Source organism: Pseudomonas sp. HMSC076A11 (genome assembly GCF_001810205.1).
Classification (GTDB): domain Bacteria; phylum Pseudomonadota; class Gammaproteobacteria; order Pseudomonadales; family Pseudomonadaceae; genus Pseudomonas; species Pseudomonas aeruginosa.
Genome location: NZ_KV800245.1, coordinates 34,659 through 54,801 on the forward strand (window position 1 = coordinate 34,659; position 20,143 = coordinate 54,801).

Annotated in this window: 16 protein-coding genes; 4 read left to right on the forward strand and 12 right to left on the reverse strand. The window is 59.1% G+C overall.

The genetic code is table 11. The features are described from left to right. Window positions 1-74: 74 nt before the first annotated feature. From HMPREF2716_RS00145 to HMPREF2716_RS00160, 5 genes are all read right to left on the reverse strand, one after another. A complete protein-coding gene (locus tag HMPREF2716_RS00145; RefSeq protein WP_023084762.1) occupies window positions 75-383 on the reverse strand; it encodes a hypothetical protein in 309 nt (102 codons plus the stop codon). Between the two features lie 581 nt (window positions 384-964). Then, window positions 965-1,633 (reverse strand): fimbrial protein, encoded by a 669-nt coding sequence (locus HMPREF2716_RS28275; protein WP_168168077.1) that lies wholly within the window; start codon window positions 1,631-1,633, stop codon window positions 965-967. Between the two features lie 384 nt (window positions 1,634-2,017). Then, window positions 2,018-4,573, reverse strand: coding sequence for a fimbria/pilus outer membrane usher protein (locus HMPREF2716_RS00150; protein ID WP_023084760.1), 2,556 nt, complete (start codon window positions 4,571-4,573; stop codon window positions 2,018-2,020). Window positions 4,574-4,788: 215 nt separating this feature from the next. Next, window positions 4,789-5,511, reverse strand: coding sequence for a fimbrial biogenesis chaperone (locus tag HMPREF2716_RS00155; protein ID WP_023084759.1), 723 nt, complete (start codon window positions 5,509-5,511; stop codon window positions 4,789-4,791). Between the two features lie 43 nt (window positions 5,512-5,554). Next, window positions 5,555-5,989, reverse strand: a complete 435-nt coding sequence (locus HMPREF2716_RS00160; protein ID WP_070621767.1) for a fimbrial protein — start codon at window positions 5,987-5,989, stop codon at window positions 5,555-5,557. Between the two features lie 377 nt (window positions 5,990-6,366). Between HMPREF2716_RS00160 and HMPREF2716_RS00165 the strand changes: the two genes are divergently transcribed. From HMPREF2716_RS00165 to HMPREF2716_RS00180, 4 genes are all read left to right on the forward strand, one after another. Further along, entirely contained in the window at window positions 6,367-8,796 is a 2,430-nt protein-coding gene (locus HMPREF2716_RS00165) for an ATP-binding protein (protein ID WP_023084757.1), read from the forward strand. A 13-nt stretch (window positions 8,797-8,809) separates the two neighbouring features. Continuing rightward, the gene (locus HMPREF2716_RS00170) at window positions 8,810-10,009 is read left to right on the forward strand and encodes an EAL domain-containing response regulator (RefSeq protein WP_023084756.1); all 1,200 of its coding nucleotides are present in this window, start codon (window positions 8,810-8,812) and stop codon (window positions 10,007-10,009) included. A 90-nt stretch (window positions 10,010-10,099) separates the two neighbouring features. Further along, window positions 10,100-13,378 carry an ATP-binding protein gene (locus HMPREF2716_RS00175; RefSeq protein WP_235536313.1) on the forward strand — a complete coding sequence of 1,093 codons (3,279 nt, stop codon included), beginning with the start codon at window positions 10,100-10,102 and terminating at the stop codon, window positions 13,376-13,378. Between the two features lie 25 nt (window positions 13,379-13,403). Continuing rightward, window positions 13,404-14,057 carry a response regulator gene (locus HMPREF2716_RS00180; protein ID WP_371858414.1) on the forward strand — a complete coding sequence of 218 codons (654 nt, stop codon included), beginning with the start codon at window positions 13,404-13,406 and terminating at the stop codon, window positions 14,055-14,057. Window positions 14,058-14,075: 18 nt separating this feature from the next. Here HMPREF2716_RS00180 and HMPREF2716_RS00185 read toward each other — a convergent pair whose 3' ends face one another. From HMPREF2716_RS00185 to HMPREF2716_RS00215, 7 genes are read right to left on the reverse strand one after another with little or no spacing between them, the layout of a single operon-like run. Then, a complete protein-coding gene (locus tag HMPREF2716_RS00185; protein ID WP_058198033.1) occupies window positions 14,076-14,822 on the reverse strand; it encodes a TIGR03747 family integrating conjugative element membrane protein in 747 nt (248 codons plus the stop codon). Beyond that, the gene (gene traD, locus HMPREF2716_RS00190; protein WP_070621768.1) at window positions 14,822-17,053 is read right to left on the reverse strand and encodes a type IV conjugative transfer system coupling protein TraD; all 2,232 of its coding nucleotides are present in this window, start codon (window positions 17,051-17,053) and stop codon (window positions 14,822-14,824) included. Before traD ends, HMPREF2716_RS00185 begins: the two co-directional genes overlap by 1 nt. 3 nt (window positions 17,054-17,056) lie before the next feature. Then, entirely contained in the window at window positions 17,057-17,326 is a 270-nt protein-coding gene (locus tag HMPREF2716_RS00195; RefSeq protein WP_004347931.1) for a hypothetical protein, read from the reverse strand. An 8-nt stretch (window positions 17,327-17,334) separates the two neighbouring features. Further along, window positions 17,335-17,835, reverse strand: coding sequence for an integrating conjugative element protein (locus HMPREF2716_RS00200; RefSeq protein ID WP_034006743.1), 501 nt, complete (start codon window positions 17,833-17,835; stop codon window positions 17,335-17,337). Beyond that, complete coding sequence (locus tag HMPREF2716_RS00205; RefSeq protein ID WP_003141478.1) at window positions 17,832-18,413, reverse strand: hypothetical protein; 582 nt, start codon at window positions 18,411-18,413, stop codon at window positions 17,832-17,834. Before HMPREF2716_RS00205 ends, HMPREF2716_RS00200 begins: the two co-directional genes overlap by 4 nt. Next, window positions 18,398-19,153: a TIGR03759 family integrating conjugative element protein gene (locus HMPREF2716_RS00210; protein ID WP_070621769.1), complete on the reverse strand. Its 756-nt coding sequence runs from the start codon at window positions 19,151-19,153 to the stop codon at window positions 18,398-18,400. Before HMPREF2716_RS00210 ends, HMPREF2716_RS00205 begins: the two co-directional genes overlap by 16 nt. A 10-nt stretch (window positions 19,154-19,163) precedes the next feature. After that, window positions 19,164-19,853, reverse strand: coding sequence for a hypothetical protein (locus HMPREF2716_RS00215; protein ID WP_004347935.1), 690 nt, complete (start codon window positions 19,851-19,853; stop codon window positions 19,164-19,166). Window positions 19,854-20,143 lie beyond the last annotated feature (290 nt).

Consider the following 20,143-nt stretch of genomic DNA (forward strand, 5'->3'; position numbering starts at 1 on the left):
AGGGTGCGATCAGCTTGCCGATCGCCCTGATTCCATTCCGCAAGAAATACTCGGCGCGGGTCCGGGGTATTTTTTTATGAGGTTGCGCGCTTGAAAAACAGCAGGTAGCTGACGGGCAGAGCGACGCCCCAAGCCCAGCCTTGGGCGTTTTGATTGCCGATCTCGGTTACGCCCCGCATGAGTGGCTGAACGCTCACCAGCTCCCAGCCTTCCTGGCCGAGGCGCTGCACTTGCTCCCAGCGAAGGGGATCGCCCAGCGCATTGGCGTTCGGCTCCAGGGCTTTATCTGTCCGTCGTTGGCGTCCCAGCAGCCTCACGGATTGAGGGAGATCCTGGTAGGGGATGTTGATATTTTCAATGTGGTATTCGAAGGCCTGCTTCATGACGTGCTCCTAGATCGGTTCGAGTTGAGCCGCACGCTTTCAGGAGCAGTAGTAGGGTTCAAGCGGAAATACCCTAGATGGGAGGCATTGAATTTTTGAGGTATGCACCGCTCAGGTGAACGGAACTACTTCGTCTTCGTCGTTCCCATAGGAGATAGCACATTGAGCTCCATTGATCTCTTCGTCTACACGATGAAGACTAGAATGTTCCTGGCATTATACTTCCTGATGTTCGTGGTTATTAGTGGCCTGATGGAAAACCTGGCCGAGGCTTGAGTCTCGGAGCCTTGAACTACGTGTGAGACGTGCCTTGTTGGCATTGTTTATGACAGTGTCGACTGTTCTTTGGGCTCTTCATTTCTTCACCGATCTCTTATGGCGACTTCGCTTCATTTCCCACTGCTGGATATCAGCTCTTTTAGCTTTCTATCGTCCACGTACCGTTGCGTGATCAATAGCGCCAGACTGTTGATGGCAAGGGGCTTCATCGCGAGAGTCACTGCTAGATGGAATAGGTTCAATTTATCGTTGCGCTTGTTTCGCATTTTTATTCTTTCGTATGGAGCCGGGAGTGATTTGGGCTATTGGTATTCTATTGTGAATTCAAGAGACGCATTTGCTGTACCTGGGGTGATCGCTCCTGTCTGATAGTAGCTTGCAGTTAATGGGATGCTATAGGTGCCTTTCTCTCCGACATAGTTAGGTATTTTCTGTTGGGTGCCAAGTTTAAGTTTTGAATCTCGACTTGCTATGCGGACTGCGATGCCAGCGGCGGCATCGCTTCCCTTATCTATTCGGATGATTCCTTTGTCTGAGTCAATAGTCTCATTAATGGGATCCAGTCTATAGAGTATCTTGGTGAATCCTCCCGGACAATTCTCTAGCCTGATATCGAAGTCCTGTTTCCCTGCTTCGCTTCCTATTCCTTGAAATTTGCCTATGTAGATATCCCCGAGATTGACGTTCATATCGCGAGTTTGGCAAGTTGGTACTAGGAAGTTGATTGAGGGGAGGAAAATATTGGCGCTTAGATCTGGGATCGGAGTGCCAAAAATATTGTGCACATAGGAAGTCGCTTTGGCGACAGCGGTACTGTTTAATCGGGAGCCGGGGAGAATGGGGCCGATTTTTATGAGCTGAACCATGATTTCAACACCCAATGTTGCTGGAGAGTCGGAGTCTCGTCCAATCGAGGTGTTTTGTACGTTTACAAAATTAGATGCTGAGATACGGTTGGAAGTAGTCCTCATTTTCGCTATGTATCCAACTCCTGGTGTTGATGTTTTATATATTGTTAGTCCATCGTAATCTTGCCCGGTAGGGGAGGATTGGGTTAGGAAGGCTGCTCGGACCTTTGTCGAGTCAAGGCTGGAACTGCACTTCCAGAGCGAGGGGTAGGAACCTTCTATCCAATTTGATATTGGAGTTAGAATTGGCTGGTCCGGTAGGACAGTTAATGATGCTGGAGCGCTAAGTACAGGGGCGCTACTACCTTGGACCCACTGACAAACGGCCCAAGCACTATTTGAGAGAGTGACCAGGAATAACGCATATATTAGAGCTGCACATTGGCTTGTAGGTGTAGTTCGACTGGGTTTGAAGATCATGATGTATTCTCGTTCAGCGAAGCCCGATCAGGAGCGACTTTCTGGATTTTGGGTAGAGGGCGGCAGACAAGTCCCGTCGAGTATTGTCATTCTTCGGCCTCTGTTTTCTCGAGGTTCAGGTAGGCTGAAGTTGACTTGGCAACTTTCGCTGCCCTCTTTTCCCCAGGTTACCCGCACCAGCCCTTGCCGATCAGGAACGCGCAGGAATATTCGCCCTCCCTGGCCGACCAGCGACAACCATTTGCTCTGACTGTCTAATACTTCTGCGCCTACCGGGATGGGTTGTCCGTCACGCTGCCGGACCTTGAGCAGGATTGGGATGCCGCTACGGGTGGGATAGCTCAGGCGTACTATCGCGCCATAGCGCGGCGCAACTTTCTGCGACGTACTTTCCAGCTCGACGTCAAGGGAGCTGCCTTTGGGGTCGAGGCTTACGTCGTTGCGCCGGTAGGGCATCAGGCCGGTCACCAGGGCGTAGCCCGACCTGTCGAGGCGGACTCCGTTGTTGACCACGGTCGCGCCGCTCGCACCCTTGGCCTCGACCAGGGCCATAGTTTCGCTCAGTGGCGGTCCGAAGGTGACTCCCTCGGTGTGGGCAAGTAGTGTCCCGCGGGCGCTGGCGTTGACTTGTCGGAAACCGTCGCCGTCACTCAGGCCCAAGCCGAAGTCACCGGACGATGCATGGTATTGCAAGTTCGCGCCGTTGCTCGACGAGCGTTCGCCGTTGTCGCGTTGGGTGGAATTCGTCAGGCTGTAGTTGAAACGGCGCTCGTCGTCCAGCGTACCGCTCAGGGTCGATTGCAGCGAATGCCGGTGATCCTGGACGGACAGCGTGCTGCTCAGGTAAGGCGCGGTGGTAGTGCTTCCCAGCGGCAGGCTGAGACTCAGCATGTACTGGTTATGGGCTTGGCTGTCGGCATTCCGGGTTCGGCTGGCGGAAAGACCCAGGGTTCCCCAGGAAAATCCTCGATTGTAGCCGGCTTGGAAGGTAACGTCACTGTTCTGCCCAGGTGTCCAGTAGTTCTGCGCGCTGCCGCTAAAATAGAGAGAGCCTGCGTCGCCTGGAAGAGGCTGAGTGACATTGAGCTGGAAACGATTGCGTTGGCGGAACAGACCGCTATCTTCGCCCGGCTGGCGACCGTTGATCCGGGCATAGTCGTTGAAGTTCAGATAGCCCTCGCTGGCGAAACGATAGGCCGCCAACGTGAAGTTGGTACGGCTGTTGTCGAGTATCTTGCTGTAGGTCAGGCGGTAGCTGCGTCCGTGCATGTTGCGCCGGATACCTGAGCCTGTTTCCGGCAAGGCCGAGGCGCGTGCTTCGGTCATGTCGGCGGCGATGGCGCCCAGCGGCGTATTCAGGGCGAGGCCCGCCTGCGCGGAAAGATAGTGCTCGGCGAGAATGCCGCCGAGGTAGCCGGTCCAGCGGTTGGACATGCCTCGCTGATAGCTGCTCTGGAGAAAGTTCGGCAGGTCGCGCAGGCGCTCGTCGCGGTAGCGACCGGCGCTGGCGCTGAACCGTACCTGCCCCGGGCGCAGCAGTTGTGCGATCGAGGCGTAGGGGACGGTGAAGCGATTGACGCGTCCGTCGGCCTCTTCGATGGTGACTTCCAGGTCACCGCTGTAGCCGCTGTTGTAGAGGTCGTCGATGACGAACGGGCCGGGGGCGACGGTGGTCTCGTAGAGAATGGTGTCGCTCTGTCTGACCGTGACCTTGGCGTTGGTTTCCGCCGTGCCGCGGATTGCGGGGGCGAAGCCGCGCTGAGACTCCGGCAGCATGCGGTCGTCGCTGGTAATTTGCACGCCGGTGAAAGGGGTGGCGTCGAACAGATCTCCAGGGGTGTAGTACTGACCCAGGGTCAGTTGTGCGCGCAGGCCGGTCAGATCGCGCTGCGCATAGCTGCTGACCGAGTCGTAGTGCGAGGTTGACGCGCCATCCTGCTGCCGGGACTGGCTGTAGTTGCCGTTGTGGCGCACCCGCCATTCTCCGAGATTGACCCCGGCGTTCAGGCCAGCGCTGTATTGGGTCTGCCGCCGTCCCTGCTGACGCGACTGGAATGCATTGACGTTGTAGCCCAGGAAAGCCGCGGCCATTCCGCCATCCCAATGGACCGGATCGACATAGCCGCGAGCTTGGCGGGCTAGGAAGGCTTGGGGGACGCTCAGGCGTATTTCCAGTTCCGAGCCATTGACCTCAAGGCTGGCCTCGGGAAGAAACTGGTCGAGGGTCAGGCAGCTGTTCTTTTCCATCTGGGGGCTTTTCAGTTTTTCTTCCGCCACTCCCCAGTCGCGTAATTGTTCCGGTTTCAGGCAGGCGCGGGTACTCCGCCCTTGGTTGATGATGTGGATGCTCTGTCGGCCCACCCAGTTGGCATTGACGAAGATGTCCATCCGATAGACGCCGGCCGGCAGAAAGTTGCCGGTTTCGAAGCGGGATAGATCGACACCCTGGACGGCATTGCCGCGTGTGATGAAGGCAGGGTTGAACGAGGCGTAGAGATCGTCTTCAGCGTTAGCCAGAGGGGATGCCATTGCCGCGGACGAGTCGTTCGCTGTTCCACCCACGCAGGTCAGCACGAGCACCATCCAGATGCCTGAGCCGCATGTCAGCCGAGCACGCCGAAGGAGTCCGTCTGGGAAGGGGGGGGATGTATCATGCAACACGAAACGGGTCTCTACCTTGAACATAACAACGGACTACCGAGCACTCATGGGCGTGTGCTCATGAATGGTTAAAAGAGGGGCAGGACTTTCGGAGAAGAGGTAGCCGAGTGAGAATTTCGATTGGCCGGAACTCCTGCTCAGAGCCTTTTGCTTCCAGATACGGCAGCGCCGTAGTCGTTTATCCAGACATAACGGACGGAGGCGTTCTGGTCAGGAGGAAAGGGCGGCGTATCCAGAGGCAGCTCTAGATCCTGCCCGGGGCCGACCATACCGCCGCCGGCAGAGAAGGGCTTTGCGCCGACCTCCAGCTCTACTGCGCTAAGCGAGACGTGATAGCGACTGGGGTTGGTGACTTTTAACGTCGCTTTCCCGGCGCGGGTCACGAGCGACCATTCGAGTTGCCCCGCGGCCGCATCCGCGCTTCCGGCTAGATTTGCGGGGCGGAACAGCAACTTGATCTGGCTGCGAATGGATATCTGCATGTAGTTCTTGGTGCCGATGTCTGCGGGTCGCGGCGGGACATCCAGTACGTTCAGCCAGTAAACGCTTTCACGTTCATCGGCCGTTTGTTCTCCGGTATAGGCGATGCGCAGCGTCTGGCTCTTGCCTGGGCCGATGCGGGCGATCGGCGGCATGATCACGAATGGTGCGTCGCTGTCGCTCGGTGAGCTGGCATTTTCGTCGTCATTGACCCAGGCCTGCACCAAGGCAGGTTGGTCTCCGACGTTACTCAACTGGAGGGTGACTTCTTGCTTGTCGGCCGGATAGATAACCCGGGTGCCCGCGATCACTACGTTGGCGCGGGCGGGTTGTCCCAGCACCAGCAGCGATGCCAGCAGCAGAAAGGGTAAGGAGCGCATGATGTTCCTCAGTGCCCCGGCGCCTTGCGCCGGGGCTGGGTGGTCACTCGTATTTCATCGAAAACAACGCGGTGGTATCCACGCTGCCGGGCCCGGCGGCTCCGCCAACAGCGATGTAGTACGCTCTGAGATTGATCTCCGCCGTGCCATCCTCGGTGAGATCGACTACCTGGCTTCCTTCACCCTTGGTGAGGTTGATCTCCTTGTCGTCATCAGTCGTCAGCCCGACTTGGACGTTCTTGGCGCTGCCAGAGTTCTTGAGGAGGCCTGTCGTGGTGTCGACGTTTCCAAACGTCTCGAACTTCATCTGAGCCTTTTTCACCGCCTTACAGCCGGTGAGGCTGATCTTGAAGGGTTTGCCACCAGCTGACTTGCCTTGGGCGTCCAGAGCAGATACCGACACGGGATCTAGTTCCACATTGATTGTGCTCAGCGTGCCAGCAGGGGTGCCGGTGTCGACTTTCGCCCCCCCCCACATTGCAGGTGCTGCTGATGATGGAACCGGTAATCTTGATCATTCCATCTGCGGCGTGCGCAGAAATGGCGGTGACGCCGAGCAGCAGGGTCAGCGCCGTAGCGAGTGGCTTTTTCATTGACGTTCCTTGGGTTTCAATATGACGGGATTGCGGGAAGTTCCACGATGAAGCAGCGGTTGCGACGAACGCAGCCAAGTTCTGCTGGAGGGAACTATAGGAACGTCATGTGGAGCGGGTCTTGAGAAAATTCTTAATTGCCTGGAAGGACGTTTTTCCTTTGTAGATCAAGCGCCCAGGTTGTAATGAAGGATTCGATAGGCGGCGACAGATTAAGAAAATTCTTAAGTGTAGTGGGGGGCTGACCCCATAGGATTTCTGCATGAAATCCTTTCCGCTGTTCAAAACAGTCGACTCCCTGTCGCTTACTCCCGCAACGGCCCGCAGGTTGCTTCATCTGTTGGTGGGGCTCTTCGTCTTGGGCTTGTTCTGCACCTGCGCGCTCTATTTCTGGTCGAAGATCAACAACGGCGTTTCATGCCAGCGCCGTCTGATGAACGATGCGGCCGGTGAGATGCTCCTTTATTTTGGCCGGCGCCAGATGCTACTTGAGCGCCTGGGGGCGCTCGTGGTTCGCGACTCGACTCTGCCGAAGCGGACATTGGACCCGCATCGTCAACTGCCTCGCTACCAGCACCAATGGGTGGCCCTGGGGGAGGCAAGGAGTGCTTGGGGAGTCTTGCTTTCGGGGCGGGATATGGCCGACTTGGACCAGATGGGCGCCGGCTTATTGTATGTCAGGGGCGACAAACGCCCGGTGGTTAGCTACCTGCATGGGCGTTTCGAACGTCGTTCGATGTTGCCTGAAACGGTACTGGATGCTTTGGTATTGGAAAAAAACGGTGCCGACGAGGAAGCGCTTTGGCTGGCTGCGCCGCATGATCCACTACAACGAATCTACCTATTCCTCGCCGTGCGCCGGGACGATGAAGCGATCTGGCTGGGACTCGAGTTGCGCGGTAGCGACCTTTCGCACGCGCTGGCTTCGCGTTTCGGCGGAGCTTATGCATTGCGGGATGCCGTGCGTCACGTGGTCCTTAGTAGTGAAGGTGCGAGCGTCGAAGGATTTGACGGTTGCATCCGTAGCGAGGATGCATTCGGCTTCTGTGGCAACGGTCTGCTGCCGCAGTTTCTGATACTGACTAAAGGCATGGGGCCTTCGGGGTGGCGCCTAAGCTACTACCTTCCAGTGGAGAGGCTGTTGTCTCCCTATTGGTCGATATTTGTCGGTTGCTTGCTTTTCTGGGGCAGTGTGGCTCTTGCCGTGCTTGGGCTGGCCTGTCGTGTCGACAAACGTCTGATCAAACCGGCCCGAATGCAGTTGCGAGATCTGTTACAACATGACGAGTTTCTCCGCACTACGCTTGAAGTCGCTCCCATTGCTCTTTGCCTGTTGCGTTGCTCGGATGCTGCCGTGGTATTGGAAAATCGCCTAGCCAGACAATGGCTTGGTCAGGGGGGCGGGCGATATAGCGAGAGTCTCAGATGGGTCGAGCTGGCCCATAGAGCCTCGACCGAGTCGAATTCGATGGAGGTGCAGAGTGCCAACGGGTGCATGATGCAACTGAATTTTGTGTTCACCCGTTACAAAGGCGAGGAAGTGCTGTTTTGCGCCTGCAGCGACATCAGTGCGAGGAAACAGACCGAGCGGGCTTTGAGGGAAGCCAGGGAGGTCCTGACTTCCACTCGTGAATCCAAGCGTCTGTTCTTGAGCGCAATGAACCGGGAGGTACAGGCACCGTTGTACAGAATGCTGGATTTCTTGACGTGTCTTCGCACCGCTGGGCTGGATCGGCAGCAACGGAGCAGCCTGGAGTCGATGCAGCGTTCGGTGCTCAACCTCCAGCATCTTCTGAACGACATTCACAATGTTTCGCAGCTCGAAGAGGGGCGCATTGTCCTCGAACCGCGGGAGTTCTCGCCCTCCATGCTGTTGCGTGACGTCGCCCTGGCCCATGCTTCTGATGCTCACTGCAAAGGCGTTGATCTTTATGTCTGCTGTGCTCCCAACATGCCAGAGAAGCTCTACGGTGATGTGGCCCTGATACGCCAGGTACTGGATAACCTCCTGGATAACGCCGTGAAGTTCACGGATGACGGCTTCATCGCCTTGCGTGCCCGGGTGCTGGAGATGAGTCGCGGGTGCCAGGTCATCTGGCAGGTCAGCGATACCGGATGTGGCATTCCTGCGGAACAACAACCGGAATTGTTCCAGCCGTTCTTCCAGGTCAGCGGCAAGGGAATAGCGGCGACGGATGGCTCCGGGCTGGGACTGACCATCTGCCACTACCTCGTCCAGCTTCTCGGTGGGACATTGGAAGTTGTCAGCGAGAGAGGCCTGGGCAGCAGTTTCGCGATGTGTCTACCCATGCAATGCCCCGCCGAAAAAACCGTTGTTGCGTTGGCCGCGAGCCAGCCAGTGCCGGTGTATATCCGCTGCCGCCCCAGCGACCTGAGCGATGCCCTGGCGGGCTGGCTGCAACGCCAGGGAATGCAGCCTCGATCGTGGCAAGCCGGACACAATTCCGGAGCGGTATTGCTTGAGTGCCTGTTGCTCAGAGACCGGCCTTTGGCTGAGCGGGACTGGCATGGCCCACGGGTTATCGCCAGTGTCCAAGAGCCGGACAAGGCGAGCATGAGAGGACGCGCCTGGCAGGTCAGCCTGTATGACTTGGATGCCATCGGAAAGGCCGTCAGGTCGGCCCAAGAGCTGGTCGTGCACAGCGACCTTTCCAACTGCTATCTATCCTGAGAGGAGGCAATACGTGAGGGTGGCATTTCCCTGCAAAGTGCTGATCGTCGATGATCACCCATTTCAACTCGCCTATCTGCGTGAACTGTTCGGACGGGCTGGAGTTTCTGACCTGCATGTGGCCAGCAACGGCAAGGAAGCGTTGCAAATGCTCGAGCGGGAATCGTTCAGCCTGATCCTCAGTGACCTGATGATGCCTGAATTGGATGGTGTCCAGCTCATCCAGCGGCTCGCTGAATGGAAAAATTGTCCGCCTGTGGCGCTGATGACAGCCATGCCGCATCGCATGCTGAAGAATGTGGCAGGCGTGGCGAGGGCGCTCGGTATCGACATTGTTGATCAAGTGACCAAACCTGCGACGCCAGAAGCGATACAACGTCTGTTGGGCCGTCTGGACACGGCCCGTGAGTCAGGTCGGCGGCGGACGAAGAGAAGCCCGCGGGCATACCGGCGGGAGCAGATTGAGCTAGCGCTGTCCGCGGGTCAGATTCAGGCTTGGTTCCAGCCGAAGCTACATCTCTCCAGTGGCAGAGTCATCGCAGCGGAGGCCCTGGCGCGCTGGTGCCATCCCATGGAAGGGGTACTGATGCCGGGTGAGTTTCTGGACGCCTTGGAACAGGCGGATCTGGAAGAGAAACTCTTGTTCCATATGCTGGAGCAGGTGGTGAGGACGCAGATTTCCTGGCAATCCCGGGGAGGGCGAATCAAGGTCTCCTTGAACCTGCCCGGCCATCTGCTGGATATCTCGGACTTGCCGGATCGCTTGTACAGCCGGGTGAGGGAACTGGGCGGGTGGCCGAGCGCTCTGGTCCTGGAACTGACCGAGAGCAGCACGACATCCCTGCCCAGCAGCTTCCATGCCGCAGCCTGTCGCCTGCGAATGATGGGTTTCGGCCTGTCGCTGGACGACTTCGGGAAGGGATACAGCTCGTTTTCCAATTTGTTCGGAGCCCCCTTTACCGAGATCAAGATTGACCGCTCGTTGGTGAGTGAAAGCGTAGGCGATCCGGCGTGCGCGAGCGCCCTCGCCAATATGATCGGCCTAGCCGAGCAACTGGGGATGGAGGTTGTCGCGGAGGGGGTGGAAGATCGACAGCAACTGTCATTGATGCGGGAACTGGAGTGTGACTTCGTGCAGGGCTTTCTGATCGCTCCCGCGTTGCCGGCCGAGGTCTTTCTGCAGATGCTGCGCGAGAAGGCCGGGTCTTTCTAAATGGGCCCGCTTCCGTGGTGGGGTGCCGGCTGGGGCGGCATGCCAGGGACTACATCGCTGTGAGTAGGTGTCATAATGATGCCTCCCACCATGACCCCTTCCACCGACTTTCTGGTTCCTGCCATGAGTGATGCCCATTCACCGATTCGAACGTTGGCTAGGACATCCCTGCGCCTGAACGTCTTCCTCGTGGTCTCTGTCTTGCTCGTCATCGTGCTGGTTCTGGCCTGCTACTGGTCATTGCTGCGGTTGGTGGAGGAGGAGGGGGATATCGTCGAGTTCCACTTCCTCAGACTGATGGGCAACATCCATAGTCATGAGGACTTTCTTGCACAACTCGCCCGGCGAACCGACGAGACGACTCGCAGGCTTGACCAAGCGGTCATTCCCTTGCAATACAAGCTGCTTGAACGCTCTCCTCGCATAACGCTCTATGAAGGGCGTGAGTTCTCCTTTTCCTTGCCTTTCAACTTAGCCATGCGCGAGGAGGGGAATGGAGGGCTGGCAGCGAGCGACAAAGGGATTCTTTCCCTCGGCGTGATGCTGTCGAACGTCTACAGTTCCTACTGGACCACGTCACACTATCCGGCTACGCAGGTATTCTTGCTAGATATGCAGAAGCCCATCAGTCTCACCGTCCCGGCGATGGACTCTGCGTCCGAACCCTACGGAAGAGAGCGTGAGACATACTTGCAGACGGTGGAGAGGATTCGCGAGCATATTCGTGCGCGCGCCTCCGCAGGAGAGGCACGGCACGTACGCTGGGCAAAGGCTGGGCATTTCTTTGGCAGGGGCACGGAACACAACCGAAAACTCGAGCTGATTGCTTTCACTCAGGCTGAAATTCCTGAATCCCTATGGCGCCGAACGCCAGCGCCAGGGGATGTCGTAGCCGTTTCCCTGCTTGATCTGCCACGTCTTAACGAGTTCGCACATGCTCTGAAGCGGCCGATCTTCGACGCGCTGGAACTGCGCTCTCCCGAGGGAGAGACGTTGGCCGGCAAGGTCTCGCTAGAAGGCGAAATCACCGGAAAGCATGTGTTCACTCGGCAGGGGCTGTTCATCCGTATCACCAGCGAGGATGGCTGGACGGGAATCTACCAGATCGGCTACGACACCCTATTCCACTACGCCAAATGGCATCTGCTGCTGCTAGCCTGTCTCCTTCTGCTGATTTCGTCCTGCGGCATTCTGGCGCTACGTTGGTATGTCTCCCGTGTGGTGTTGCCCGCTGATGAGGCACATCGCTATGTGGTCGAGAGCGATGCTTTTAGTGCTTTGATCATCGAGACCGGACAGGTTGGCATTTGTGTGATCCGACGGCTGGATGGTGGAGTGGTGCTGGAGAACCGCCTCGCTCGTGAGTGGCTGAACGACTCCGAAAGCATCGTTCGCATGAGCCGGGAATGGCGTTCCGCAGAGCGTGGCCGCGAGGCGCCGCTTTCCTCTATCGAGGAAACCCAGATTGAAGTCAATGGACGCTTTCTGCGAGTGGGGTTCTCCCTGACCCGCTACCATGGTGAGGATGTTATCCTCTGTACATTCCATGATGTGACCGCACACCGCCTGACGGAAGAAAAACTGGCGGAGGCCAAGCGTTCTGCGGACGCTGCCAGCGAGGCCAAGACCGTGTTCCTCGCCACCATGAGCCATGAGATTCGCACCCCCTTGTATGGCGTGCTAGGAACGCTGGAGTTGCTTGGCTTGACTGAGCTGAGCCCGCAGCAGCGAGACTATCTGCGGACCATCCAGCACTCGTCTTCGTCGTTGTTGCAATTGATCAGCGACATACTCGATGTGTCCAAGATCGAGTCCGGGCAGATGCCGCTGGATCTAGCGGAGTTCTGTCCACTCGATCTTGTCGAGGAAGTCATGCGGACCTATAGCGCCGCAGCCACAGGAAAGGGGTTGCAGTTCTATGCCTGTATCGATTCGCATACGCCGGAAAAGGTGATCGGTGATGCCGCAAGGATCCGGCAGATTCTTGGCAACCTGATCAATAACGCCATCAAGTTCACCGATATGGGGCGTGTGGCCTTGCGCCTTCGCTGCTCCACAGGTGAGAGCGGCACAGTGGATATGGAATGGCAGGTCTCCGATACGGGAGAGGGCATTCCGCGCGACCAGCAGGCTCACTTGTTCGAACCCTTTTATCAGGTGCTTGGTGGCCAGTGTACCTTGAGTGGTACAGGGCTCGGTCTGTCCATCTGTTCTCGCCTGAGTGAACTGATGGATGGCCGGATTGAGGTCGTTAGCGATGTTGGCCTGGGGAGCAGCTTCACACTACGACTGAGTCTCCTCGTCGTGGAACCTCCATCAGAGGAAAGCTGCTTTCGTTTGCTGGCCGAGACGGTTTACGTACGTGCGCCTGTACGCGATCTGGCCGCTAATTTAGCCGAATGGCTGAATCGTTGGGGGGCTAGGGCTGTCGTGATCAGGAGCGATGAGTTTCCTTCCAGTATGCCTGGCGCCGTTCTGCTCGACCTACTTCCCGACGCTCTTCCGCCCATCGAGTGGGCCCATGGACGTGTGCTCTGCATCAACGGCCCTTCCAGTCCGGAGCCGGAATGTATCACTGCGAATCTGTACGCCTTCCGCGAGATCGGTCAGGCTGTTAGGCAGGCGCAGAAGGGAGAACCTCCGCCTTCTCGAAGCGCTTCCGGCGATCAGGGACGGTCATGGAAAAAACTCGGCCTCAGGGCTCTGGTTGCGGAGGACAATCCATTCAACCAGCAATTGCTCAAGGAACAATTGGAGGAACTGGGGTGTACCGTCTGCCTCTGTCAGGATGGTAGGGAGGCGCTTCAGGCTTGGCTTTCAGGGCGGTTCGACGTGCTGCTCACCGATGTGAACATGCCCGTGATGAATGGCTACGAACTGGCCGTCGAGGTTCGGGCCTTAGATCCACTGATGCCGATCATTGGCGTCACGGCCAATGCCATGAAAGAGGAAGGGGAGCGTTGCGTGGCGGTCGGCATGAATACTTGGATCGTCAAGCCGCTCAGCTTGCGGATGCTATACGAAGGACTTTGCAAGGTCTGCAGGATCTCCCCTCTCGAAGCGGCAGTGGATGGCTCCGAGCCTCAGGGCAGCTTGGAGCTGTCGGAGAAGACCAGGTCGTTGATGTTGAAGGTCCTCGGCGAGGACATTGACATTGCGCGTGCCTGTATCGCTCGTGGAGACTGCATCGGCACGCTGGATAGACTACACCGTATTCGTGGTAGCTGGGCGATCGCCCAGGGTGGGGAACTGTTGGACTTCTGCCAGCGAGTCGAGCAACTCTTGGCTGAGCAGGGAGCTGGCAAAGAGGCTTTCCGAGCTGCGTCCGTTGTCTTGGATCAGATGGAGATCGTCATACGTACTCTTTGAGCGCGCATCTGACAACGGTGGAAACATGATGAAGAAACTGAGTGTTGTTATTGCCGATGACCATGGGATCGTCCTGTTAGGGATACGCGAAGTACTTGAGAAGGACTCAGGATTCCAAGTCGTTGGTGAGGCTTCTTGCTCTAGCGAGCTTGTTCGGATGATGGTCGAGGCTCGCCCCGACATACTAATTACCGACTATTGTATGCCGGGAGACAGTCAGTACGGTGATGGATTAAAACTAATCGAGTACCTCTGCCGAAACTTTCCAAGAACGCGGGTTCTAATCTTCACGATGATGTCCAACCCTTTGGTGCTATCGACACTTTATGACATTGGCGTTGCGGGTGTGGTGCTCAAGAGTGGGGAGCATAATGAGTTGCTTACCGCACTTGCCACATTGGGGCGTGGCCGAGTGTACCGTGGCAATACTCGGCCATCAGTGCATAGCGTAATGTCGATTGATGATGAGCTAATGGCGCGGGTGGCTACTCTTTCGATCAAAGAATTGGAAGTGCTTCGAGATTACGTCATGGGGCTGACTCTTACCGAGATTGCGCTCAAAAGGAATCGAAGCATCAAGACCATCAGCGCTCAAAAAGTCTCCGCCATGCGCAAACTCAATGCGGAAAATGACCAGATCCTGATGACCTACTGTATTCAGGCAAGGATGTTTGAGTAAGTATCTTGCAAGTTATCACTATAAGTATTTCTTAAAACTGGATGCAGTGATGCAGACCGCTACGCCGAGCAGCGCGGCGCAGGGCAGCAGGATCAGCAGGGGATTGATGCTGATGGGGATCGCCAGGTAGAGGGTCCAAGGGACGACCGCTAGCGGAAGGATGCTGCCGCGCGCCTTGTGGTAGAGGTAACTGGACTCCCGGCCGGCGCCGAACTTGCGCAGGTCCCGGCGCACCAGGCCGTCCACCAGGCCGGTGAACGCGGCCATCAGGAACAACGGGATCGTCATGGCCAGGATCACCAGGCGCACGACGAATGTCAGCACCGTGTACAGCGCGGCCAGGCCGTAGTTCTGCAGCGTGGAGACACCCTGGGCGGTGAGATAGCGAACGTCCAGCGGGCTCCGTGGCCCGGCCTGCGCGATGATAGTCATGTTGGTCATCCAGTCGACCATCCCGGTCTTCACGAACAACCAGTCATAGGCCAACTGGGCCAGCCAGGTGGCGGTTCGACCTGGCTCCTGCACGACGACGCTGTGTAGCAGCCCCTGCGACAGCCAACTGAGTTCGTACTCAAACATGGCCTGGGCATGCTTCCAGCCCGCGTCAGGCCAGAAGAAATACAGGCATACCCACTCCACGATGATTGCGCCGATCAGCGACCCGAACATCACGCCGAGAAATTGGAAGGGCGTACTGATGATGGTGCCGAGAAGGGTCTTCTGGCTCTCTTGTTGCTGCTCTGCTCGTTGAGTGACTTCAGCCATCAGGCGGCATCCTCACCGGCGCCGAGGTGACGGAAATCGTCGACCAGGTCCTGGGGCAGACCATCCTGCAGGGCGGAGTATCCCGGCGCCTCCCACCACTCGCTGTTGGCGGCCTGGCCCTTGCGCATACCGGCAGCCAGCTCCTGCAGGCTTTTCGGCATCACCTCGTCGGGATCGACCGCCGGCAGCGGCATTCGGATCTTCCAGAGATTGCCGCCCTCGAGTAGCGCGAACGCTTGTCCTTTGGGCAGACCAACGATGTGGGCCGGCTCGAGCATCGGCACGCTGGTCATCTGCACCTGGTCGTGCGAGCTGGAAGTGAAGGCTGCCTTCTTGTTGTTGATCGCGTCGTTGGCGCCGCTCGCCGGCGTGCTGGTGTAGATCTGGACCTTGGGGAGCTGATTGGTAAGGAGTTCGGCCGTGGCGGTCTCGCGCACCCGCAGCATGAACAGGTTGTTGAAGTTGCCGATGATCTGACCGGCCTTCGCGCGGGAGCCGATCTTGGCCTCGATGTCGCTCATGGTCTGGGTGTAGGCCGTCACCTGCACGCCGGCGCCGCCCGCTTTGTTGACCATGGGGATGAACTCGTCGCCAATCAGCTCGTTGAACTCGTCGGCATGCAGGTTGATGCGGACCTTGCCGCCAGCGAGCGAGCCGGGCAGGCCGTCATCGACACCATGCTTGTAGATGTGACCCGCTACCGAGACCAGGTCGCTGAACATGGAGTTGCCCACCGCGGCGGCGACCTCGGTATCCGATAGTGCGTCGAGGCCGACGTAGACCACGGCGCGTTTGCGGATGACCTGCATCCAGTCGAAGATCGGCCGCGGATCGTTGAGGTCCGCGTAGTTGGGCGAAAGAAGCTCCGAGATCCGCCCGGTAGTGAGTTTCTCCAGCAGCGGCAGCAGCGAGGCCACGATCTTGTCGAAGTAGGTCTTGTCGTAGCGCACGGCGCTCTTCAGGCCTTCCATGACCGGGTCGGCGATGCGTTTCTGTGTCAGGTACTGGTCGATGGCTACGACCCGCAGGGGCCGTCCTTTCATGTTGAACGGGATGTTCTTGTCGTTGAACTTGCCCTCGATCTGGATGATGGTGTCCCAGGCCCTGGGATCGTGCTCGCTGATGTATTTCTGCGCATATTCGACGAACAACGCATCGATGTTCACGACGTGCCGGAGGATCTGCTGGTAGTCAGGCCGGATACCCAGCGCGTGCAGCGCGCGGGCGATGATGTTGACGAACCGCCAGGCGAACTCGCGGAACGCCGCGCTGTTGCCCTCGCCGGAGAGCTGGCCGGCGACGCGTGTGGCGACCTCGGAGATCCGACCGAACCGGCCGACGGCGTTGTAGCGTGCCGACAGGTCAGGATGACCGAGGTGGAACACGTAGAACTCGTCCAGGCGGCCGGCACGTTCGCATTCCACGTACATACGCTTGAGCAGGTCAGCGTCGCCTTTCGGGTCGAAGACGATCACCACCTCGTAGTCCGGCTGCTCCTCTGCGCGCCGGCGCCGGTGGCCGTGGTGAACCGTCTGGGTCCGCCGGCCCATCTTCACCCGCCGGCGTCGTACCCGGCAGTGAGTGCGGCGAATATCCTGGGTGATGAACAGCTCCGCGAGGCGCGTCTTACCCACCCGCGTGGTGCCGAGTACCAGTGTGTGGCCGACGCGCTCGCCCAGTTGCAGGCCTACGTCCTGTTCGCGCGGCTCGATGCCATGGAGCCGAGGCAAACCGCCCACGGGCGGCAGCGGCCGTGCGGGGTTCCAGGCCACGTCCCAGGCAGTGGCTTTGGCGACCAGCTTCAGGGGGAAGGGGGCGAACTCGAGCTGCTTCTCCAACCGGCGCGCGCGCTCGTAGAGGGGCGAGGGCTCGACGTAAGAGGCGAACTGGGGCAGGTAGGTATCTGCCAGGCGCTGCGTATGCTTCTGCGTCCAGCGAAATCCTTTACCGATGAACAGGTGTTCGTTGCTGACCGGCATCTCGGCGCTGGTCATCGTGTACTTCGGCAGTCGGCGAATGTTCCGCCGGTAGCGGAGCACCACGCCGGCCTGCTTCAGCCGCACGATACCCAGCCAGGCGAAGCACAGCGCGGCCACGATGCCGAACAGCGGAGTGAGGGCGAACGTCCACGGCGCGACGATGCAGAGCGCGGCTGCGGTGAAGCACACGGTGGTGGTGTAGAGCTCCACGGCAGGCCGCAAGAGCGCTTCCAACGGGTACTGGCCAGCCATGGGTTACACCTTCAGGCTTGCCGGCGCCTGCAGGCGGCCCGGTCGGCGGCCCTTGGCATGAAGTTCGAGCACCTGTTTCCTGGCTTGCTCTACCTCATGATCAGGCAGCATCTGCTCCAGCAGCTCGCAGAGGGTCGACTCGTCCTCTAAGGCCTTGGACGCCACCTCACCGCCGTAGCGTGAGATCAGGTCGAGCAACCCCTGGTACATGAGTTGGCGTGCCTGAGCGTCGCTCGGCTGCTTGATGACTAGGGTGATCAGGTGAGTAGTCATGAGGACTCCTACTGCTGGATGGCGGTGGATGTGATGAGGGCGGGGTAGTGCCGCAGCCCTAGCCGGTCGACTAGGTCGTCCGCAGGCGCTGGCAATATCTGAAGTCCTTTCCCCCAGGCCCGGATTTCCGTCAGGCGCGCTTCGCTGGCCACGTTCACTGCCAGGCCCACGGCTTGGAGGCCTCGGAGCTCGTCGCCTCGCTCTTTCAGCCAGATTCGAGACAGCGTGTCGTCGCCGACCAGGAACAGCGGTTGCAGGCCTGGAGCGTTGATGGCGCGCCCCTGGACCTGTCCTGGCGAAAGGTGGGCGGAGCGAACTGGAAACGCACCTGAGCCACGGACGCCCAGGTCGCCAGGTCCTGGTGCAGCAGCGGATGGCTGCGGATCCAGGCCCTGGTAGTAGGGGAGCGCCGAGGCGCCGCCGAGGTCTTCGACAACGATCAGCCCGGCGGCCCAGGCTTGAGTCGCGAACGCCGTGCAAAATGCCAGCGTGGCAAGGAACTTCTTCATGGATTGGTCACCAGTAGGTTGACGCCGAGAACTTGGCTAAGGTGGCGGGAAACCGTCCTACGGTATTTGGCGGCAGGCGCGCCGCCGGCGGGGCGGTGGTAGCGGCCGGCAACTTGGATCCAGTCCACCGGTCTTCCCGGGGCGGATGCATACAGGGCGTCCCGCTGCTCGATCAGGATGTCGGAGGTGGCGTCCAGATTCTTGTACGGATCCAGGGACTCGCAGGGGCTGGAGAAACGATGTCCGTTCCAGCCAATGTTGACCTGGCCGAGGCCGGAATCGACGCTCTTGGCCCCGTAGAGGTTGATCGCCGCGAGTAGCGCTGTGCAGGCGGCGGTGCGGGTCGCGTAGTAGTAGGATTTCCCGGCGACGTTCAATGTCCAGGGCCAGGGAACGTATTCGCCGCGCAGCAGGACCTTGCTCTCGGTCAGCGCGACCGAGTAGAGCACCTCGGCCGGAACCCCTTTGGGCAGGGCGATCTGCTTGTACGCCGGCGGTGGATCCACGGCGGCCTGAGCGATGTTGACTAGGACCAGCAGGGTGGCCAACTGGAGGGCTCGAACTACAGACGTTGCCATCGGCCGTTCACCTCCTGTACCAGGGCGGGAAGGGCCCCGCCCAGTCCCAGGGCCATCCAGCGGCCCTCGTCATGATTGAGCGTGATCTGCTTGCTGCGAACCTTCTTCGGGTCGACGCCGGCGAGAATTGCCCAGTGCCGCACTCGCTCTGCATCGTTCTGGCTACCGACGAAGTAGAGATCGAACTCCTGGTTCTGCTGCTGCAGGTCGCGCACCCGCTGGATGCAGGCGGTGCAGTTGTCCTGGACGAACAGGGCCAGGCGCCCGCTGCTCTGCAACGCTGGACTCATGTTCGGCGCGCCCGACGGGTTGGCCGTGCTGCTTTCGGTGAGGCGGATCACCCCCTCGCCTGGATAGGCGCGGGCGAAGGCTTCGTCGTATGCGCGCTGGTAGGCGAGTTCCTTCTCGACCCGGCGCCGTTCGGCCTGGACCTGTAGATCGGCATACCGCCGCCGTTCCTCTGCCGATCGCGCCTCGATGCCCAGCGCGGTCAGCGGGTCAATGCCAGGCGAGTACACGCCCCGGGGGCCTTGCATGAGCGTCTGGTAGCGGGTCCATTCCTGTTGGTTCAGTCCCCACTCCTGGGCCAGGTCGCTCTGAGATGTCTTTTGTTTCAGCGTGCCGAGTTGGCTACCGGACAGCTGGCTGCTGGTCTCTCGGCTTGCCGCAGCCTCTTGGCCGACTGCGGGATAGCTCAGCAGCAGCACCAGGCCGGACAGGAGCGATACGGTTCTGATCATGGGCGGGGTCCTATGGTTGGATGCGAACGCTGCGCGAGGCGCCGGCGACGTCGAAGTGCGCGGTACGATCGTCAAGGTCGGTCAGTCGCCAGGTCGTGCCGGCGACGGCATCGCCTTGGCGAATGAGGTAGATCTGGCTGAGCTGGGTGGATCCCGGAGGTGCAACCGACAGAAACCGTTCGCCCCCGCGATACTCCACGCCAAGGATCGAGAAGGGCGGAGGCTCCATCGGTTTGGGTTTCGGCTTGGGCTTGGCGGGTATTGGGCGTTTGGGCGCTGGCACGATCAGCGGCGGCGCCTTGGTCTGCTTTTCTTGAAGCGTGCGGACAGAACCGTCCAGTGTCTCCACGGTTGCCTTGAGCACCAAGAGGTCGCCGGCCGAGGCGGTGGTCTGAGCCAGGTTCTCGACGGCATCGGAGGCCTGCTTGGCGAACGCCTGCGCGGCGTCAATGCGGTTGGACAGCGCCTGCTGGCCTGAGCGGAAGTCCTCGTTGCTGACCAGGTGCTGTCCATCCACGGCGTCGAGGCGCTCGTCGACTCGATTCAAGCGAGCCAGGATCGCCTCTAGCGAGGTCTTTTCCGCGGCACTGTCCACGCCTGATCGGAGCTGAATGAGTTGGTACTGCTGGTAGCCCAGCAGGCCGGCCATTGCTGTCAAGCAGAGGCCAAGAATCATGGATGCAGGGGATGGGCGTTTCATGGGTGTCCTCGCGCGAAGCCAGAGACACCCTCTCAGACAGCCCCCATTGAGGCAGTAGGAAATACTCGGTGAGTGGGGGTGGGATTTTTTTGGATAGGATTCTGGCGAATCGCCGGGCCTGATGCGCTATGCGAAGATCAGTCGATTCTGGGTGCCCTTCACACGCACCTAGGCTGTGTCATTTCTGCTTAACACTGCTTTGAGGAAGCCTTAGGCCATGAGTACAAACCTTCCCCAGCTCGAACAAACCATCATCGTGTAGTGGTCTACTGATCCCGGACACCGATTTA

What these genes read in the sequence shown, in the direction of transcription:
- HMPREF2716_RS00155 (WP_023084759.1), bottom strand. Translation starts at nt 5,511, where the DNA reads ATGCGCTCCTTACCCTTTCTGCTGCTGGCATCGCTGCTGGTGCTGGGA.
- HMPREF2716_RS00145 (WP_023084762.1), bottom strand. Translation starts at nt 383, where the DNA reads ATGAAGCAGGCCTTCGAATACCACATTGAAAATATCAACATCCCCTAC.
- HMPREF2716_RS00150 (WP_023084760.1), bottom strand. Translation starts at nt 4,573, where the DNA reads ATGGTGCTCGTGCTGACCTGCGTGGGTGGAACAGCGAACGACTCGTCC.
- HMPREF2716_RS00210 (WP_070621769.1), bottom strand. Translation starts at nt 19,153, where the DNA reads ATGATCAGAACCGTATCGCTCCTGTCCGGCCTGGTGCTGCTGCTGAGC.
- HMPREF2716_RS00215 (WP_004347935.1), bottom strand. Translation starts at nt 19,853, where the DNA reads ATGAAACGCCCATCCCCTGCATCCATGATTCTTGGCCTCTGCTTGACA.
- traD (WP_070621768.1), bottom strand. Translation starts at nt 17,053, where the DNA reads ATGGCTGGCCAGTACCCGTTGGAAGCGCTCTTGCGGCCTGCCGTGGAG.
- HMPREF2716_RS00205 (WP_003141478.1), bottom strand. Translation starts at nt 18,413, where the DNA reads ATGGCAACGTCTGTAGTTCGAGCCCTCCAGTTGGCCACCCTGCTGGTC.
- HMPREF2716_RS00180 (WP_371858414.1), top strand. Translation starts at nt 13,404, where the DNA reads ATGATGAAGAAACTGAGTGTTGTTATTGCCGATGACCATGGGATCGTC.
- HMPREF2716_RS00200 (WP_034006743.1), bottom strand. Translation starts at nt 17,835, where the DNA reads ATGAAGAAGTTCCTTGCCACGCTGGCATTTTGCACGGCGTTCGCGACT.
- HMPREF2716_RS00165 (WP_023084757.1), top strand. Translation starts at nt 6,367, where the DNA reads ATGAAATCCTTTCCGCTGTTCAAAACAGTCGACTCCCTGTCGCTTACT.
- HMPREF2716_RS00185 (WP_058198033.1), bottom strand. Translation starts at nt 14,822, where the DNA reads ATGGCTGAAGTCACTCAACGAGCAGAGCAGCAACAAGAGAGCCAGAAG.
- HMPREF2716_RS00175 (WP_235536313.1), top strand. Translation starts at nt 10,100, where the DNA reads ATGACCCCTTCCACCGACTTTCTGGTTCCTGCCATGAGTGATGCCCAT.
- HMPREF2716_RS00160 (WP_070621767.1), bottom strand. Translation starts at nt 5,989, where the DNA reads ATGTGGGGGGGGGCGAAAGTCGACACCGGCACCCCTGCTGGCACGCTG.
- HMPREF2716_RS00195 (WP_004347931.1), bottom strand. Translation starts at nt 17,326, where the DNA reads ATGACTACTCACCTGATCACCCTAGTCATCAAGCAGCCGAGCGACGCT.
- HMPREF2716_RS28275 (WP_168168077.1), bottom strand. Translation starts at nt 1,633, where the DNA reads ATGAGGACTACTTCCAACCGTATCTCAGCATCTAATTTTGTAAACGTA.